The sequence below is a fragment of the Acinetobacter sp. AOR34_HL genome (assembly GCF_027854795.1).
In the GTDB taxonomy this organism is placed as follows: Bacteria; Pseudomonadota; Gammaproteobacteria; order Pseudomonadales; family Moraxellaceae; genus Acinetobacter; species Acinetobacter junii.
On sequence record NZ_JAKTID010000022.1, the window covers coordinates 16433 to 34531 of the forward strand.

Annotated in this window: 15 protein-coding genes; 4 read left to right on the forward strand and 11 right to left on the reverse strand. The window is 38.1% G+C overall.

Annotated elements, in window-relative coordinates:
• The first annotated feature begins 23 nt into the window (after nucleotides 1-23).
• The gene (dps, locus tag MKL32_RS02560) at nucleotides 24-515 is read left to right on the forward strand and encodes a DNA starvation/stationary phase protection protein Dps (protein ID WP_004912565.1); all 492 of its coding nucleotides are present in this window, start codon (nucleotides 24-26) and stop codon (nucleotides 513-515) included.
• A 61-nt stretch (nucleotides 516-576) separates the two neighbouring features.
• Here dps and rapA read toward each other — a convergent pair whose 3' ends face one another.
• From rapA to MKL32_RS02585, 5 genes are all read right to left on the reverse strand, one after another.
• A complete protein-coding gene (gene rapA / locus MKL32_RS02565; RefSeq protein ID WP_125272600.1) occupies nucleotides 577-3414 on the reverse strand; it encodes an RNA polymerase-associated protein RapA in 2838 nt (945 codons plus the stop codon).
• Between the two features lie 145 nt (nucleotides 3415-3559).
• Nucleotides 3560-4204 (reverse strand): RluA family pseudouridine synthase, encoded by a 645-nt coding sequence (locus MKL32_RS02570; RefSeq protein WP_171455476.1) that lies wholly within the window; start codon nucleotides 4202-4204, stop codon nucleotides 3560-3562.
• A 152-nt stretch (nucleotides 4205-4356) separates the two neighbouring features.
• Complete coding sequence (gene hemL, locus MKL32_RS02575; protein WP_125272602.1) at nucleotides 4357-5664, reverse strand: glutamate-1-semialdehyde 2,1-aminomutase; 1308 nt, start codon at nucleotides 5662-5664, stop codon at nucleotides 4357-4359.
• Between the two features lie 65 nt (nucleotides 5665-5729).
• Complete coding sequence (gene thiE / locus MKL32_RS02580) at nucleotides 5730-6341, reverse strand: thiamine phosphate synthase (protein WP_004956252.1); 612 nt, start codon at nucleotides 6339-6341, stop codon at nucleotides 5730-5732.
• A 151-nt stretch (nucleotides 6342-6492) separates the two neighbouring features.
• Nucleotides 6493-6864 (reverse strand): DUF962 domain-containing protein, encoded by a 372-nt coding sequence (locus tag MKL32_RS02585; RefSeq protein ID WP_125272603.1) that lies wholly within the window; start codon nucleotides 6862-6864, stop codon nucleotides 6493-6495.
• A 173-nt stretch (nucleotides 6865-7037) separates the two neighbouring features.
• Here MKL32_RS02585 and MKL32_RS02590 point away from each other — a divergent pair, with 173 nt between their 5' ends.
• Nucleotides 7038-8492, forward strand: a complete 1455-nt coding sequence (locus MKL32_RS02590; protein ID WP_270900133.1) for a CYTH and CHAD domain-containing protein — start codon at nucleotides 7038-7040, stop codon at nucleotides 8490-8492.
• A 255-nt stretch (nucleotides 8493-8747) separates the two neighbouring features.
• On the opposite strand, the gene MKL32_RS02595 is transcribed toward MKL32_RS02590, so the two are convergent.
• Complete coding sequence (locus tag MKL32_RS02595; protein ID WP_125272605.1) at nucleotides 8748-9380, reverse strand: hypothetical protein; 633 nt, start codon at nucleotides 9378-9380, stop codon at nucleotides 8748-8750.
• A gap of 104 nt (nucleotides 9381-9484) precedes the next feature.
• On the opposite strand from MKL32_RS02595, the gene MKL32_RS02600 reads away from it, so the two are divergent.
• The gene (locus MKL32_RS02600; RefSeq protein WP_004912579.1) at nucleotides 9485-9868 is read left to right on the forward strand and encodes a DUF3144 domain-containing protein; all 384 of its coding nucleotides are present in this window, start codon (nucleotides 9485-9487) and stop codon (nucleotides 9866-9868) included.
• 87 nt (nucleotides 9869-9955) lie between these two features.
• Here MKL32_RS02600 and MKL32_RS02605 read toward each other — a convergent pair whose 3' ends face one another.
• From MKL32_RS02605 to icd, 4 genes are all read right to left on the reverse strand, one after another.
• The gene (locus MKL32_RS02605) at nucleotides 9956-10921 is read right to left on the reverse strand and encodes a calcium/sodium antiporter (protein WP_112986973.1); all 966 of its coding nucleotides are present in this window, start codon (nucleotides 10919-10921) and stop codon (nucleotides 9956-9958) included.
• A 134-nt stretch (nucleotides 10922-11055) separates the two neighbouring features.
• Nucleotides 11056-13818 (reverse strand): M16 family metallopeptidase, encoded by a 2763-nt coding sequence (locus MKL32_RS02610; protein ID WP_125272606.1) that lies wholly within the window; start codon nucleotides 13816-13818, stop codon nucleotides 11056-11058.
• Between the two features lie 144 nt (nucleotides 13819-13962).
• Complete coding sequence (locus MKL32_RS02615) at nucleotides 13963-14784, reverse strand: PhzF family phenazine biosynthesis protein (protein WP_112986971.1); 822 nt, start codon at nucleotides 14782-14784, stop codon at nucleotides 13963-13965.
• 171 nt (nucleotides 14785-14955) lie between these two features.
• Entirely contained in the window at nucleotides 14956-16212 is a 1257-nt protein-coding gene (gene icd, locus MKL32_RS02620; protein ID WP_005402259.1) for an NADP-dependent isocitrate dehydrogenase, read from the reverse strand.
• Nucleotides 16213-16405: 193 nt separating this feature from the next.
• On the opposite strand from icd, the gene MKL32_RS02625 reads away from it, so the two are divergent.
• Nucleotides 16406-17209, forward strand: a complete 804-nt coding sequence (locus MKL32_RS02625) for an rRNA large subunit pseudouridine synthase E (protein ID WP_004912587.1) — start codon at nucleotides 16406-16408, stop codon at nucleotides 17207-17209.
• Between the two features lie 60 nt (nucleotides 17210-17269).
• Here MKL32_RS02625 and MKL32_RS02630 read toward each other — a convergent pair whose 3' ends face one another.
• Complete coding sequence (locus tag MKL32_RS02630) at nucleotides 17270-18010, reverse strand: hypothetical protein (protein WP_004963298.1); 741 nt, start codon at nucleotides 18008-18010, stop codon at nucleotides 17270-17272.
• Nucleotides 18011-18099 lie beyond the last annotated feature (89 nt).

Sequence of the window (18099 nt, forward strand, 5' to 3'; positions counted from 1 at the left end):
TACAATAATTGAATGAGGTAACTATGAATTCTTCAGCAGCTCTAAAAGTATATACACGTAATAATTTAGATGATTCGATTAAAGAAGCAACGGTCAAAATTCTAAATCAAATTCTTGCGAATCTGATTGATTTATCACTACTTACTAAACAAGCACATTGGAATATGCGTGGTAGTAATTTTATTGCAGTCCATGAAATGTTAGATATGTTCCGCACCTCAATCATTACCCATCTAGACAATGTCGCTGAGCGTGCTGTGCAAATTGGTGGAACAGCATTGGGTACAACCCAAACAGTCGCTGAAAGTTCACATCTTAAACCGTATCCTGTCGCGATTCATGCTGTACAAGACCACTTGAAAGAATTGGCAGATCGTTATGGTGTAGTCGCAAATCATCTACGTGATACGATCGAAGATATTAAAGACCCAATTTCTGAAGATATTATTCATGCAGCTTTAGAAGACTTAGATCAGTATTTATGGTTCTTAGAAGCCAATATTGACCAAAACTAAGTTTAGTTTATTCAAGACGAAAAAAAGAGGACAATTCAGTCCTCTTTTTTTTCAGCGCTAATTATGGTTTAACCACAACCAGTACCTGAATCGCTTCTGGGGTAACAGAAAGTCCATCAAGTAGTCCTAACCCTTCTTTTTGGAATTTTTGTAAGCGCTCAATTTCATCTTGGCGAATACTTGGATTGAATTGCTTCAGATAAGTTAAACGGTCAATTTCATATTGCCATTTACTACTGTAGTGCTCTTTCGCTTGCTGCATCAATTCAGGTAACGATGTTTTAGCAATATCCAAAGCTTGAGCATAACGTGTCTCAATCACATCACGGCGCGCTTTCACCACCTGACGGCAGCTATTACCATCTAAATGGTGCAAGTATGGACGTAAAATACTTGGATCAATCTTGGCAGATAAATCTTGACCATTTTCGCTCAATAAAACACGAATCAACTGCTTTGGAAGGCTTGATGGTAAGTTCAGGGCTTTTGGTGCAACCACATCCACCTTAAACCAAACTTCCAACAGAACTGAACCTTGTTTTAATGCATTTGATTTCAACAACGCAACATTGGTACTACCAAATGATTGTGTGCGGATCATTTCCATCACACTTTCAATAAATGGATGCTCAAGTGTCAAATACTGCGCATCTTCACGAATCTGAGCCTGATCACGGTAGAAAGTCGCTGTCATACCTTCTTCGTCTAAGGTCAAACCTTGAACTTGCATTTGATCAGTAGGCTTAATGATTACTGTACCGTTGCTTTGCTCATCAAAATCGATATTGGTAGATGACATAAAGCGTTTAACAAACATCGGCAAAGTCGTATTGTCATCATAATCTTCGAGTGCTTGTACAATACCTTGTGCAACCACTGGACGACATGAATTGTACTCTAGCAATCTGTCACGACCAGCTTGTAATTCAGCTTCCAAAGCTTGGCGTTGTACATTCACTTCTTCAAGTAAATCTTCAAAAGTCTGACCTTGATCAGCAAGCAAACAATCTTTTAACTCAACAATAAAGTTCTCTTGCAAGGTTTGCGCAGTTGGAGAGATATTGCTGAAAATATTAAGTGCTTCGTTGTACCAACGGAACATACGCTCTTGAGCGGTGCCTACCAAATATGGCACATGAATTTGGATACGGTTTTCTTGACCAATACGATCTAGTCGACCAATACGCTGTTCGAGCACATCAGGGTTTGCAGGCAAATCAAATAAAATTAAATCACTGGCAAACTGGAAGTTACGCCCTTCTGAACCAATTTCAGAGCACAGTAAAATCTGAGCACCATAACTATCTTCAGCAAAATATGCGGCGGCTTGGTCACGCTCTAATAAGCTCATGCCTTCATGGAACATTGCTGTACGAATACCTGCATGTAAACGTAGGGCATTTTCTAAAGCTTCAACTACAGGTCCACTACGTGCGATCAACAATACTTTTTTGTGCTTGAGATCTTTACGCAGTACTTCCATCAACCACGGCACACGAGGATCAGTTTCCATCCAAGAACCATCGAGCTGTCCCTCTTCAGGCCACATTTGCTCTCGCATTTTGCCGTCAAAAGACCAGTCTTCTGGTGCAGGCAATGGTGCAGGTTGACAGTCACGACCTGGGAAACCTTGAATCGCTTCACGCGTGTTACGGAATAAAATACGACCTGTACCATGACGGTCTAATAATTCATGGATCGCTCGCATACGCTGTTCTGGCTGATCATCAATACGATGACCCAATAAGCCGTCTAGTGCGACCAAATGCTCTTCAGTCAATGCCTCATCAGACATCAATACTTCTGCTATTTTCGCAGTATGCTGATATTGTTCTTCTTCGTCGAGGAAGCGATCTAAACTGCTAAAACGTTGTGGATCCAGCAAACGAAGTCGCGCAAAGTGACTTTCTACGCCTAGTTGCTCTGGTGTAGCAGTAAGCAAAAGCACACCTGCTGTTTGTTCAGCGAGTTCTTCTACTAAATCATAACGATCATTACCACCGTCTTCTTCACTCCACATTAAGTGATGTGCTTCATCTACGACGAGTAAGTCAAAGCCAGCTTCTACGGCTTGCTCACGCAAGTCTTCATGGTCAACCATCAAATCAACACTGGCAATAATACATTGCTCAGTTAAAAATGGATTGAGGTCAGGATCGTGTTCTTTGATCGAAGCAGTACGTGTTAAGTCAAAAAGAGAAAATTGCAAATTGAAACGACGACGCATTTCAATCATCCATTGATACTGCAATGAATCAGGAACCAAAATCAGAATACGTTCTGAGCGACCCGTTTTTAGTTGTTGATGGATGATTAAACCAGCTTCAATGGTTTTACCTAGCCCCACTTCATCTGCTAACAAAACACGTGGGGCAAAACGCTTACCGACTTCGTGAGCGATATAAAGTTGATGTGGAATCAATCCAACACGAGCGCCAAGGAAACCACGTAAAGGACTAGTATGCATTTGCGCTTGTAATAGCATCGCTTCGATCCGAAGGTCATACCATTCTTTGTAATCAATTTGACTAGCAAGCAAACGCTCTAAAGGTTTTGAAAGCTGAATTTGCGCACCAATACGTGTTTCATTCAACGACTTACGTTCTTGCTCGCCATTTTCTAAAGTACGAACAACTTCGTATCGAAGCACTCCATGTCGATCTTCGATTGCTTCAACAATCCATTTTGTGCCTTCTTGATCTTGCACTTCATCGTTTACATTGAAAATGATACGAGATAAAGGTGCATTGTTACGTGCATACACACGTGTTTCATCACTTTTGGGGAATAAAATGCTGATAGAACGTTCATCCACATCAATAAGAACGCCTAAACCTAGTTCAGTTTCTGTATCTGATAACCAACGTTGACCAATAGCAAACTGCTGCAATTTTTCCACCTTTATCTCAAGTTAGCCTACATATTGTAGTGCTTAATTCAACGAAGAATTAATGCATTTTATGTAGTTTTCAACGATATGTATTTTGACACAAAGCGCGTTCAAATAGCGCGCATCACATCATGTTTCATAAAAAAGTTTTGGGCTAAAACTGTACAGGACAATTGAATGTCAACTGCTGAGCTGTTTTAGGATGAGTGAAGCTTAGTTCTGTCGCATGTAAACACAAACGATCATAAAGCTGTTGTTGTTCTGGCGTAGCGTACAAAGTATCACCTAAGATCGGGTGACCTAAATACTGCATATGCACACGAAGCTGATGCGAACGACCTGTAATCGGAACGAGTTGAACTCGGGTTACAGGATGTCCTTTAATTTCTAAATGTTCGATGACTTGCCATTCTGTTAATGCTGGTTTGTTATGCGATGCATCAACGATATGCAATGGCGGACGACTTGGATCATAAATCACTGGTATATCGACGATACCTTCACCTTCGAGATGTCCTGCAACCAAAGCTTGGTAAATTTTTGAGGTTTGACGATCTTGGAATTGGCGAGAAATATGACTCTGCCCAAATTTAGATAAACCAAAAACCAGTATTCCTGAAGTATCCCGATCTAAGCGGTGAATCAGTAAAGTTTTTGGCTCTAGTTTTAATAAGCGATTGATTAAACAATCTTGCAAATCAGGTGTTTTTCCAGGTACGGTGAGTAGCCCTGCGGGTTTATGGATGACCATAAAATCTTCATCACGATGAATCAAATGTTCACTTAGAAAATCACTCAAGGTAGCCTTCCAACGACTCGATGAAAACAAGCGGGCAATCATAAAAAGCTTAGACTAGAAATACAATGAAAAAATCGATTTAATTCTAATTTTTTATTCCATATCTAAAAAAACACCACAACAATAGTCATGGTGTTTCCTGATATCTGAAATTAAGCAGAAGCTTTCATTTCAGCAAATGTTTCTTTTGCAGCTTGAATCGTTTCTGCAATATCTTGATCAGAGTGTACTGAAGAAATAAAACCAGCTTCGAATGCTGAAGGTGCAAGGTAAACACCACGTTTAAGCATACCATGGAAGAATTTCTTAAACGCACCCACATCACAGGCTAACATGGAATCAAAACTTGTGATGTCATCTTGATCTGTGAAATACAAACCAAACATTCCACCTACTTGCTGAGTTTTGAATGGAATACCAGCTTCATCTGCTGCAACTTGTAAACCAGCAAGCAGTTTTTCTAATTGCGCAGCTAATTTGTCATAGAATTCAGGTTCACGTAGATGCTTAAACATCGCAATACCCGCACGCATTGCCAAAGGATTTCCTGACAATGTCCCTGCTTGATACACGCCGCCTAGCGGTGCGATACACTCCATGATTTCACGTTTACCACCAAAAGCACCCACTGGTAATCCTGCACCAATGATTTTACCTAAAGTCGTTAAATCTGGTTTTACCTTATAGACTGATTGCGCACCACCAAGAGCAACACGAAAACCTGTCATTACTTCATCAATAATGAAGACTGATTTATATTCATCACAAACATCACGAATTGCTTGCAAGAACCCGTCAATCGGCGTTACTAAATTCATGTTGCCTGCTACAGGTTCAATGATTACACCTGCAATCTCATGACTAAACTTACTAAAACACTCTTTCAATGCTTCAATGTTGTTATATGGCAAAGTTAAAGTATGTTTTGCAAAATCAACAGGTACACCTTTAGAAGTCGGCTCACCCTCACCCAAAGTAAGTAAACCTGAACCTGCTTTAACTAATAACGAATCAGAGTGACCATGATAACAGCCCTCGAATTTCACAATCTTGTCACGTCCTGTATAACCACGTGCCAAACGAATTGCGGTCATTGTCGCTTCAGTTCCTGAACTGGTCATACGAACCATTTCGATTGAAGGCATAATTTCGCAAATTGTGTCTGCTAAAGTAGTTTCATGCACGGTTGGCGCACCAAAACTTAAGCCATCCTCAGCTGCGATTTGCACCGCTTTAATAATATCAGGATGTGCATGACCTAAGATCATCGGTCCCCATGAACCTACATAGTCAATATATCGTTTGCCATCAACATCCCACAGATACGCACCTTTCGCTTTCTCAATAAAAACTGGCGTACCGCCTACACCGTTAAATGCACGTACAGGTGAATTTACGCCACCTGGAATATGTTTATTCGCCTGTTTAAATAACTGTTCTTGCTTTGGAGATAAACTCATATGAGGCTCAACCTAAATCGAAATAATGGGGAGTGACTAAAGTCCCAACTTGTGAACACACAGAATTATGCAAATAATTTCGCCCATGCGCTGACACGAGCAGGAATTTCGGCTGTTGATCGCCCTAATATATCACTAATTACTGCACAAAGGCTTGCTCCAGCCTCTATCACGACTTGAGAATTTTCAACAGTTAAACCGCCAATCGCACAAATTGGCACATCATATTTTTGTTGAGCCTGTTTGATGACTTCGATTCCCACATTGCCCGCTTCTGGTTTAGTTGATGTCGCATAGACAGCACCAAATGCTACATAAGTCGCGCCTTCGGAAATTGCTTTTGCTGCCAAGTCTAAAGAGTTTAAGCAAGTACGTCCGATAATTACTCCTTGGGGTAAACGCTTAATCGCATCAGTAATTTCACCATCGGACTGCCCTAGATGCACACCTAAACCAAATTGTTCTGCTAATGCCAAATCATCATTAATGACAAAAGGGACTTGATATTTTTCACACAGGACTTTGATCAACTCCACTTCAGATGGTTGATTTATTTTTTCTATTTTTTTTCGACGATATTGCAAAATAGCTATATGACCAGTAGCTAGTGCAGCCTCTAACTTTTCTAAAAGAAGTTGAATGGGATCATCATTGGTGATGAGGTATAAACCGCGCATGAAAATTCCACTAAAATAACGTTGGTTTCAGGGTATATTTTCTTATTTAAAAATTAAAGAGAGTGTGCACATTTACATTACTAAAAATAAACCTTAGAACAAAAAAACTGCTATGACGCAGCTTTAGACATTTCTAATTTTAATATCTTGTTTAAGATTCAATTTTATCGAACTGACGGTCAATTAAACTTAGACGACCACGCACAACATCAGACAACATACGCCAATCTGAAATAAAACTATAAAGCGGTTGTTTAAAACTCGCTGGTTTATTGTGTTCAAAGAAAAAGTGTCCAACCCATGCACACGCATAACCAGACAATAAGCCATAAGCCAAATACTTTGATTTACGCTGGCGAATTGCTTTACTCCAAAAATACAAACCCAGTGTACTGCCAGCTACATGCAAACGTCGGCTCGCAATACTACGATGTTCAGTTAAATAAAAGCGGTAAAATTCATTATAGTCTTTAATTGGCAATGTGAATTCTACTGGCTTGTCGATCTTAGCTGGTGCATTCATGTGGATCATCCTAATCTTTAAACTCCCCACAACTTAAAGTATTTTTTGTTCAAAATAAAGTCATTGTGAGCCATCCTCAACGAGACTTAAAAGATCTTTACAATAATTTTTGAGATCAACACGTTATACTAATTTTAGAATATTTATCAAAAATGGTCAGGAGTTATAACATCATGGAAATAGAGCTTAAATTTCAGCTACCTGAATCTAAGAAAAAAAGTGTCCTGCAATTTTTAAATAAACAATCAGCTCAGAAAATTCGTTTGCAAGCAAAATACTATGATACTGCTGATCGTCTATTAGCAAAAAATTATGTGGCTATTCGTCTGCGTCAAGAAGGTGATCACTGGGTACAAACCTTTAAAGCTGCGACTAAAAATCATTTGCAACGTATTGAAGAAGACATCTATTTAGGTAAATGTGAACAAGAACCTGAATTGGACCTTACACTTTATAAACATAACCAAACCGTTCAAAGTGTACTACGTGATGTATTAGGTGACTCGCCTACTGAACTACTACTTCAGTTCCAAACAGATGTGCAACGTACATTTCATGTTTTTGAATTTGAAAATTCGCTAATTGAAGTTTGTTTAGATGATGGTGAAATTCGTACACCTAACGGTCAAGCCCAAATATGTGAAGTTGAATTTGAACTGAAACAAGGCTCACCCCAAGACCTAATTACATTCGCACATACATGGGTGAAGAAATATCAATTATGGCTAGATGTTCGCAGTAAGGCTGAACGTGGTAATTTGCTTGCCGTAACTAAACGTGTCTCTCCTGCTACTAAAGCAAAAACGCTCAAATTAGAATCTGATATTAGTGCTGATCAAGCAATCAAACAAATTGTCGAAAATACGTTAAATCATATTTTACCTAATGTAGCAGCGATTGCTGATGGTGTTGCAGAAGCGGATCATATTCACCAAGCACGTGTGGGAATAAGACGTTTGCGTTCTGCCTTAAAACATTTTTCAAACTGGTCAACTCAAGTTGATGAGTCTTGGGAAAGTCAGTTAGCTGAAATTTTTAGAACTTTGGGTAATTCGCGTGACAATCATGCAATCCAAGATTCGGTCATTCCTTTAATTCAGAAAGTGTGTGATTTTGAATTTAAGCTTACAGCCTCTGACGCAACTAATATTGCTAAGATTTTCAGTCGGACTCAAACTACTGAGCTATTTTTATCACTACTCAACTTTAGCTATCGTGAATCTGAATCAAAGCCTAAAGTCACTAAACAAGCTGCAAAAAGTTTAACCAAGCTCTATCAAAAAATCCTCAAGGATGCAGAACATTTTTCATCACTTGCTGTAGAAGAACAGCATCGAACCCGCAAACGAGTAAAACAATTGCGTTATTGCATCGACTTTATTTCTGATCTTTATCCTGAGAAAGATGTTCAACAATTCCTAGATAAATTACAGCCAATTCAGGAATATTTAGGTTTTTATAATGATTTGTTTGTCGCTGAACATATTTTCGAGGAACAAGCTACAGAGCACCCACAATTTTTATTTGCTTTAGGTTGGGTAAAAGCACAACAACCACATGTTGCTAAGAAGGCTGCAAAGAAACTAGAGGATTTATCGATCAAAGACATTTTTTGGGATGAGGAGTGATTGCTCTGCAAGGGAAAATCACCTCACTCTGTTATCGTGCTGGAGGCATGAATGCCGCCGTTAAGCTGTGGCATCAAGGATGTGCCATCAACTTAACAGAAGGGTTTTGTTACGTTTGCCCAGCCAAAAATAAGGCACTACCTATACAAAAGGTATTCGGTTATTCATAATTTTTAAGGTCTTGCTCACCTTAACGAAAAATGAAAATTAATCCTTTATCAGGCAGATAATATCTTTATATTGAGCTTAAATCATTTACCGATACTTCCCATAAATCTTCCACGTGCCATTATCTGCAATCGGATCACTATAACTATCATTACGTTGCTTACGTAGTTTATCCCGTGCATCCACCAATTTAAAATGTGGTTCGACGCTTAAAATTACACCATTCATATAAAAACGGGTTCGTGTATATTCACTTTGCCCATGCTGAAACACGTAAGTACGTAAATCTATAAACTCACGATGAGCCACCAAAGCAGCAGTGTCATCACTCCCTAACCATTCTTGCATCGCAAAAATCTGATCTGTGTCAAATTGCCCACACTTTTCGATCAATGCCGCAACACCACGAAAAGTTTTAGACTCTTTAGCGCGAGTTTTATTGATTCGAATACGATCGACGTGAAAGAAAAACAATGGCAGATTCAGATGGCTGGGTAAATGAATCGCATCCACAGGCTCATCTTCCATAAAAGGCTGACAAAGTTCCTGCGCCCTTTCAATCAATGGTTGCCATTGACGATAATACTCATCGACCTGATCTTTTAGACCATAATAAATCGGTAAACCTTCAACATGTTCCAAATATTGAGGTGGATAAATATGTTGACGAAGTAAAGCGATATCTGTTTTTAAGCTTTGAATGGCGATAGCATCTTGCATGATGATAATTCGATTTGCTTAGGCTATTTTAGATTAAGGCAAAGGTTTAGTTTCGACAAGGCTTTGACTATAATAAGACGTCTTATTTTTGTTGGAAAATGATCATGTCTCAAAAAATCAACGCCACCGATGTGACGGAAGAAGAAGCGTTAAATGCGGTGTTTTTTGAGCGTGCAGATGAATTCATCAAACTCGCCAATGAGTATTGCCGCCCACCGAAAGGTCAACCAGCAAAACCAGAGGAATTACGCGGACAAGTGAGCGCTGCTATGCTATTTGCGACTGCTCGTTTTAATACATGGGTTGCTGCAAATAACTTTAAAGATGGCAATGAAATGCGCGACGCTAAAGAGCAAGTGATGACTTATTTGCTTCAACAATTTCAAATGATGCTCGAAGATAATTTTGACGAATATTGCGAGCAGTTTGAAAACTATTTACGCTTCCGTAAAAATGAAGATTTTCATGCTCATAAACATGATCATTGACGAGTAAATTAGTCTTTAGAGATTAAATATTTATCTTCATCAGAACAAGGCATTCATTAGTTTAATGCCTTGTTCTGATTCAATAAATTAAAAAGCTGTATTAATTAGATAAGCTGTATAAGCGATAAAACTGAATAACCAAGTTCCACCTTTTAAACGCCCGATACGTCCATGCCCTTTCAAGCTGATAGTGAAAAAAAGTAGACTCAAGGTGAGTATACCCATTACCACCATATCACGCTGTAAAACCTCATGGGGTACTGTAGTAGGATGAATCATTCCAGCAAGTCCAACCACTGCCAAAGTATTGAACATATTTGAACCAATTACATTTCCTATCGCGATATCAAGTTCACCCTTTCTAGCAGCAGCGATGGATGAGGCTAACTCTGGTAATGAAGTTCCAATAGCTACAACAGTTAAACCAATAATTAATTCACTTACACCAAAGGATTGAGCAATCTCAACAGCTCCCCACACCAATAGACGTGAGCTTATAACTAATACAATTAACCCAAATATTAGTAGTGGAATAGCCTTTTTAAGAGGCATTTGATGTGTTTGTAATTCAAAATCAAATTCATGGCTTAAAACATCACTTTTACTGCGCATACCTTGCCAAATTGTCCATCCCATATAAACAAATAAAAGCAAGAACAGTAACAATGCATCATTCCGACTCAGTTCGCCATCCATGATTTGCATAATCGCTACCACTGTCACGGCTAATAAAAGAGGTAGCTCCTTACGAACTATTGTTGAATGCACCACGATGGGGTGAATGATAGCCGTCAGCCCTAGTATTAATGCAATATTAACAATGTTTGAACCATAAGCATTACCTAACGCAATACCAGGATTACCATCTAGTGCAGCCATGACCGAGACAACAAGTTCAGGAGCAGACGTACCAAATCCGACAACGATCATGCCAACCAATAATGAAGGCATTCCTAGATGATGAGCAGTTGCAGAAGCACCATCAATAAACTTGTCAGCACTCCACACCAATAAAACAATTCCAGCAAGAACAGCGATTAAAGCTAAAAGCATATTATTCCCCGCACTTTAGTTTGAAATGAGGTTTATGAATCATAAAATCTCATTTCATGCAAAAAAAATAAAGCACTTAAGTATTATTTTATTGATGACTAAAAATTAGCTTAGTCCGAAACTATTGATGCCAATTATTGTTGCGCTTTTCCATACTGATCTGCCATAACCTCAACAAACTGATCAAGCTTAATATATTTCTTAATCACAGTATCAATGTCAGATTTCGTTAGTTTAGCAATTTCCTGATCACGTTTTGCTCGATCCAGCAGTGTTTTATTGCGCTCAAGTTGATCCGTCAACATGCCATGAATCGAACGTTCATCTTCTAATGAAGTCACACGTTTCTTCATAATGTCAGCTTTTGCAGCTTCAACTTCTTGCTGAGTTACACCTTTATCAAGTAAGTCATTCAATACTTTATGCACAGACTGTGAGACTTGATCTGAGCGGCCAGCTGTATAATTTGCTGAAATACTCAGTGAACCACTTTCTGTATCTGAATCTAAATCTACACTACTACCAAATCCATAAACCAATGCATTTTTCTCTCTTAGCTCTTGTGCTAAACGAGACGAAAGCTGAGAGTTCCCCATAATGTGACTTAAAATCATCAATGCAGCAGCATCTGGATGATAAGCACCTACTGGAATTGTGAGCACACTTTGATAACTTCCAAACTCACGTTGCTCAGATAAGGCATGAACTTTTTGAGCTTTAAATGCTACAAATGGAGTGACTATCTTTTGATATGGCTGTTTCGTCTTCCATTTTCCAAATGCATTTTCTAGAGTTTTCTGTATTTTTATAGCATCAAAATCACCAGTCACTGCAATTTGCGCATGATTGGTCATGAAGAATTGATCATAAAATTGCTTAACCTGTGACTGAGTGGCATCTTTAAGCTGTTGTTTAGTCAACTCAGGTTCAAAATGATAACGCAAGTCACCTGGTTGATAGGTTTCAAGTAGCCTTGCTAAAGTCATTGATGATACGATCGCTGGTTCTGTATAAGGACGATCTAAAGCAGATAAACTCTGATTTTTAGCCAAATCGAATTCAGACTGAGAAAACTTAGGTTGTTTAATGACATCAATGATAAAACTTAAAAAGTCTTCAAATTTGTCTTTTTTAGCCTGAACCACAATGGTCATTCCATTACCATTCGAACTCACCGATGCTCCCCCACTTGCAGCAATCGCCTTATCGGTAATTTCTTGTAAAGTATGTTTTTCTGAACCACGTAGCATCAAATAACTGGTTAAATCTAAAATAACACCTTTACCGAATAAAGATTTCTCATTACCAAAATCTAAACTAATCGTGGCATAGGTTTTATCATCACGAGTTGGGGTTGGGAATAAAGCATAACGAATGCCATTCTTTAATTCGCCTCGTTGAATCTTCTTTTCATTCTTTTGTAACTGCTGGGCAGATTGTTCGATGAACTGTTTGACCTCTTGCTGATAAACACTTGGATCTTTCAGCGGTTCAGCTTGCTCAGTATTTTGATCTAAGGTTTTTGGTTTATCTTCAGCTTTTAAAGTCATCGCTTTTTTCTGATCTTCTGGAGTAGGCAAAATGTCCCCAGAAATTCGATGTGAAGCGACTAAAAATTGTTTTAAAGTTTGATTAGCATCTTCAAGTTTTAGGTTCTGAATCGCCTCTAAGTCTCTAAAGTATTCATCCCACTGACCGTGTGAAGACACAGCATAATCACTCAAACGTGAGCCTAAAGCGACTGCATCATTTGCAATCGTATCGGCTGTATTTTGAGTAATATTTTTTATACGTTGTAATTCTGCATCAGTAAAAGTTTTACTATTTTCAACCCCATCAACTAGAGCATCACCCACTTTTTTCGCATCATGATTAGGTGCGTAAATCGCCCCCATAAATACGACATTAAAGTCTTGATCTAACCAAGTGGTTGATTGGACTGCTGTACTAATTCCTGTTTCAACCATACTTTTATATAAAGTTCCACTCGGTTGCATCGTAAATAATGCTGGAGCGAGCGCTAAAGCTGGCTGTAATTTTTCATTCTTGCCATTCATATAAATATTAAACTTGGCAAGATCACTTCCCTTTTGTACCGTAAACTGGCGTTGTTCAATTTTACTTGAATCTAAAACAGGGACTTGTACTGGGTTTGGAATTTTACGTGCTGGAATAGGGCTAAAATACTGATCAATTTTCTGTAAAACTTCTGTTTTATCGAATTTACCAGAGATCACCATGACCGCATTATTAGGTGCATACCAAGTTTTATAAAACTGGTTCAGCTCATTCATTTTGATCGATTTCAATTCAGGTAGATCACCAATCGGCAAACGCCCTAAATATTGATTTCCGTAGGCAGCTTTCCACATTTGATCCATCAATACCGCAAATGGCTGATCCATACGGATTTCACGTTCACGTTTCACAATTTCAATTTCTGATGGAACAAATTTCTCCTGAAGCACCAATTTATCCATGCGTTCAGATTCTAAATACAGAATCTCATTGAGCGCATTTTTCTCTGGACGAACAATATTCAAATACTTAGTTGAATAATAATCCGTGCTTGCATTTGTCATTAAGGTATATTGATCAAGGCGACGTTGAAATTCCTCACCTTTTACATTTTGTGTTCCTTTAAAAGCCAAATGTTCAAGCAGGTGAGCCAAACCACCTTTGCCCTTTGGATCATTCAAAGAACCTGTCATATAAACTGTATTTACAAAGACTTTATTTTCTTTTTCATTTGGGGCGAGAATAACTCTAAAGCCGTTGTCTAATTTATATTCTTCGATATTTTTTTCAGTTTTTACGAGTACAGCCTGAGACCATGAAGCTGCGCTCACCCCAAGTAAACAAAGAGAGAGTGTAAGTTGCTTAAACCGCATTAACATAGATTATCCGAATATTTTTGATGATTTAAATAAATACAAGTGTCCATACTAGTAAACAGCATAGTTTTTTAATAGTTATATTTTGAAAAAAGCTGTTCACTTAAACAGCTTTTTTCATTGTTTTTATTCGTTTTTTGTTACAAGCTAAATAGATAGTTCAGCCTGCATATATAACTTTGCATATCCCGAAATTTCAATACGCTCTGCTGACTCAATGAAGCATTCCAAAATGCCACCACGTGCTGATGCTTGATATGCAACTAATCGTTGTTTGTTCAGTTTTTCTGCCCAAAGTGGAACAATTGCCGTATGAATCGAACCTGTTACAGGATCTTCATCTATCCCAATCGCAGGAGCAAAATAACGTGACACGCAATCGAACTTTCCATCCTCACCCTTTGCAGTTATTGCAATATCAGGTTGAGATGCAGTAATTGCTGTACGTACCTGTCCTAATTGTTTTAATTTCTCTAGGTTCGGTTGCTCATCCAATACATCTTGGACAGACTCATATTCAACAATATAGGCTTGAGCATTTAAATAAACTGCCTTAAATGGCTTGGTTAAGCCATCACGTAAAGCTTGTGGATAATCAGAAACCTGTTCAGCTTTACGAATCGGAAAATTCATTTTGATTTTCCCATCAGCATCTTGAGTAACTACAAAAATTCCAAGTTGACGGACATGAAACTGTATGGTCTTCGCTTCTGTAAAATCTTTAAATAAAACATAAGCACTAGCTAAAGTTGCATGTCCACAAAAGGCAACCTCATCTGTCGGTGAAAACCAGCGTATTTCGTAATTAGCATCATCTATTTTTCGGACAAAAGCTGTTTCTGATAGATTATTTTCTAATGCGATATTTTGCATTAAATGCTCATCTAACCAATTATCCAAAACTATAACCGCTGCAGGATTGCCCTTGAATAATTCTTTGGTGAAAGCATCAACTTGATACATTTTCATAACAGCAAACTCTTCATAATTTTCAGCATATTTTGAACAAATGATCTAAAAATACTAGATACAGTTTTTTTAAAATTTACGATACAACTAAAAAGGTCAACACAGAATTAATATGAAATATATAGAACAAAAAAAGAGCGGTTTAACCGCTCTTTTAAAATCATGAATAGATTAATCACCCATATGTTCAATAATTGCTTGACCAAATTCAGAGCAACGTACCAAGGTTGCACCAGGCATTAAACGCTCGAAATCATAGGTCACTGTTTTTGCTTCAATCGCACCTGATACACCTTTAATAATCAGATCAGCAGCTTCAATCCATCCCATATCACGCAGCATCATCTCAGCAGAAAGGATAATCGAACCTGGATTTACCTTATCTTGTCCCGCATATTTTGGTGCTGTACCATGTGTCGCTTCATACACCGCAATCGCACCACCAATATTTGCACCTGGCGCAATACCAATACCACCAACTTCTGCTGCAAGCGCATCAGAAATATAGTCACCATTTAAATTAAGCGTGGCAATAACTGAATAATCCGCTGGACGCATAAGAATTTGCTGTAAAAATGCATCTGCAATCACATCTTTAATAATGATGTCTTTGCCTGTTTTTGGATTTTTAATTTTAACCCAAGGACCACCATCTAATAGTTCTCCGCCAAAACGCTCCATCGCTAGCTCATAGCCCCACTCTTTGAAGGCACCTTCGGTGTACTTCATGATATTGCCTTTATGGACAAGCGTCACTGAAGGTTTATCATTATCAATTGCAAACTGAATGGCTTTACGGACAAGACGTTGAGTACCCTCTTTTGAAACAGGTTTAATCCCAATACCACAACCTTGATCAAAACGGATTTTTGTTACGCCCATTTCTTCTTTTAGAAATTTGATAACTTTTTTAGCTTCATCCGAATCTGCTTTCCATTCAATCCCTGCATAAATATCTTCAGAGTTCTCACGAAAAATAACCATGTCTGTTAACTCAGGATGTTGTACAGGTGATGGTACACCTTCAAACCAACGCACTGGTCGAACACAGACATACAAATCAAGTTCTTGTCTGAGCGCAACATTTAATGAGCGAATACCACCACCAACAGGAGTGGTTAAAGGACCTTTGATTGAAACAATAAATTCACGTAATGCTTCGAAAGTCTCTTCTGGCATATAAGTGCCATATATTTTATCTGCTTTTTCGCCGCAATATACTTCCATCCACTCAATTGAACGTTTACCGCCATACGCTTTTAGAACAGCAGCATCTACTACTGCCTTCATAGCTGGTGTAATATCCACACCAATACCATCACCTTCTATAAAAGGAATGATTGGATGATTTGGAACATTCAGTGACAGGTCTGCGTTTACTGTGATTTTGTCACCGTCAGCAGGAACCACGATCTTCTGATAACCCATTTTACAGGTTCTCCCTCATGTGTATCTTGCGAGTAAATGTATGCCTTCTATGGCATACTTTCGTTGTTATTACATGAAACAGTTTAATCCATAAGCAAGGTTTTTGAGATTTATAGGAGAAATACAAACATTTCTCTCTTAAATAAAAAGCTTTATGTCATGGTGCCACTTAAAGCCAAAGTAGTATATTCATATGAAAATAGTTGTATTTAATAAACCTTTTGACGTGTTGTCACAGTTTCGTGAGGATGAGGCGCACTTAACGCTGTCACATTTTATCCACGATCCTGATTTACGTCTTGCGGGTCGCCTTGACCTCGATTCTGAAGGCCTCATGTTCCTGACTGATCACGGCGGTTTAAACCAGTACATCACTAATCCAACCAATAAAAAATTTAAAACTTATCTCGCTCAAGTTGATGGTGATGTCACAGAAGAAGCACTAGAACAGCTACGTAAAGGTGTTGAGCTTGCTGATGGTATGACACTTCCTGCAAAAGCAATTAAGGTTGATCAACCTGAGTGGTTGTGGGATCGTGATCCACCTGTTCGCTTCCGTGCCAACATCCCAACGAGTTGGATTGAACTTCAGATTTGTGAAGGTCGTAACCGTCAAGTTCGTCGTATGACAGCTGCTGTTGGTTTTCCGACATTACGTTTAATTCGTACCAAGATTGGTGCCATCGACCTTGTACGTTTAGGTTTACAACCTGGTGAACAAAAAGAGATCGAACCTTTACTTTATCCTGATTTTAAAGATCTTCCTGAAGATAAGCCTTATCGTTCTCGCTCATACGTGAAAAAACCAGGCGGCACTGGTGGTAAACCAATGCATCAGAAAAAGAAAGAAGGCGATAAAAAAGACCCAAATAAGAAGAAGTCTGGTACTAAGCGTATTTGGCAAATGGATGAAAGTGAGAAACCACGTCGCAAGACTAATGGCACAACACGACCAAATACCAAAGCTCCACGCGGACGTAGCAGAAATAGTCGTTAGAATTTAGATGTTTTAAAGCCCACGGAAGTGGGCTTTTTAAATTTGTATAGTTTGTATTTTCTATAAATCAGCTTTCTTCAAAAAGAGATTTACACCATAAAATGGATGGTTGGTTTGATATACATGAATAAGTAATTCATATTTTACTGAACGCCCATTTATACTTTCATAAAAAAAATCTAATGAATCTTCCAATTCTTTTTTTTGATTTAATTGATCTATTTGAAATTGTGCCAATTCAAATCTAATTTCCTCTGATGTAGATGCTTTTACGGTACTAAGTTTTTTTAAAATCTCCTTACTCTTCGGGTGTGTTATTCTCAAATTAAAAGCATCTCCTCCCAAATTTTCTAGAGTGTAATTGATCACAAGAAATACTATATTATGGTTAATATCTATCTTAGGATCTGTGCTACTGCCATAAACGGGAGAATTTACTTTAGATTGAGAAATAATAAATCTTGGTTCGAGCATCTTATGCTGTTCATCGAGTTGTTGTCTTTGAAGTTGCACTAATTCAACTTGCTGTTTTATCCCTTCTCTCATCTCATCAATCTGAAGTTGAAGCGCTCTTTCTTGTTGCTCTAAAGCTTTGGTATTTTGTTCTAATTGTTTGCCCTGCTGCATATACCCTAAAATCAACCAAAAGAAAGCAACGGGTGCAAAAACACCAGCTAAGAAATCTCCAAACTCATTCAAAGACTTCGGATGTTCTAAGCCTGTAAAAAGATAAATAAATACAATAATTGCAATCCAAATTACTGTAACAAGAATTCCAATAGTTAAACTTCTCTTATTCATAGATTTTAAAGAAATGAATTATAAATTTATGTTTTATTTAAATTTAAATAGATTATTAATAAACAGTCAAATTTAAAAATATCTTATTT

Excerpts from the sequence above, each read along its gene's own strand:
- MKL32_RS02625 (WP_004912587.1), top strand. The coding sequence starts at position 16,406 with ATGAAAATAGTTGTATTTAATAAACCTTTTGACGTGTTGTCACAGTTT.
- MKL32_RS02615 (WP_112986971.1), bottom strand. The coding sequence starts at position 14,784 with ATGAAAATGTATCAAGTTGATGCTTTCACCAAAGAATTATTCAAGGGC.
- hemL (WP_125272602.1), bottom strand. The coding sequence starts at position 5,664 with ATGAGTTTATCTCCAAAGCAAGAACAGTTATTTAAACAGGCGAATAAA.
- icd (WP_005402259.1), bottom strand. The coding sequence starts at position 16,212 with ATGGGTTATCAGAAGATCGTGGTTCCTGCTGACGGTGACAAAATCACA.
- MKL32_RS02605 (WP_112986973.1), bottom strand. The coding sequence starts at position 10,921 with ATGCTTTTAGCTTTAATCGCTGTTCTTGCTGGAATTGTTTTATTGGTG.
- MKL32_RS02630 (WP_004963298.1), bottom strand. The coding sequence starts at position 18,010 with ATGAATAAGAGAAGTTTAACTATTGGAATTCTTGTTACAGTAATTTGG.
- MKL32_RS02610 (WP_125272606.1), bottom strand. The coding sequence starts at position 13,818 with ATGTTAATGCGGTTTAAGCAACTTACACTCTCTCTTTGTTTACTTGGG.
- MKL32_RS02595 (WP_125272605.1), bottom strand. The coding sequence starts at position 9,380 with ATGCAAGATGCTATCGCCATTCAAAGCTTAAAAACAGATATCGCTTTA.
- MKL32_RS02590 (WP_270900133.1), top strand. The coding sequence starts at position 7,038 with ATGGAAATAGAGCTTAAATTTCAGCTACCTGAATCTAAGAAAAAAAGT.
- thiE (WP_004956252.1), bottom strand. The coding sequence starts at position 6,341 with ATGCGCGGTTTATACCTCATCACCAATGATGATCCCATTCAACTTCTT.
- MKL32_RS02585 (WP_125272603.1), bottom strand. The coding sequence starts at position 6,864 with ATGAATGCACCAGCTAAGATCGACAAGCCAGTAGAATTCACATTGCCA.
- MKL32_RS02600 (WP_004912579.1), top strand. The coding sequence starts at position 9,485 with ATGTCTCAAAAAATCAACGCCACCGATGTGACGGAAGAAGAAGCGTTA.
- dps (WP_004912565.1), top strand. The coding sequence starts at position 24 with ATGAATTCTTCAGCAGCTCTAAAAGTATATACACGTAATAATTTAGAT.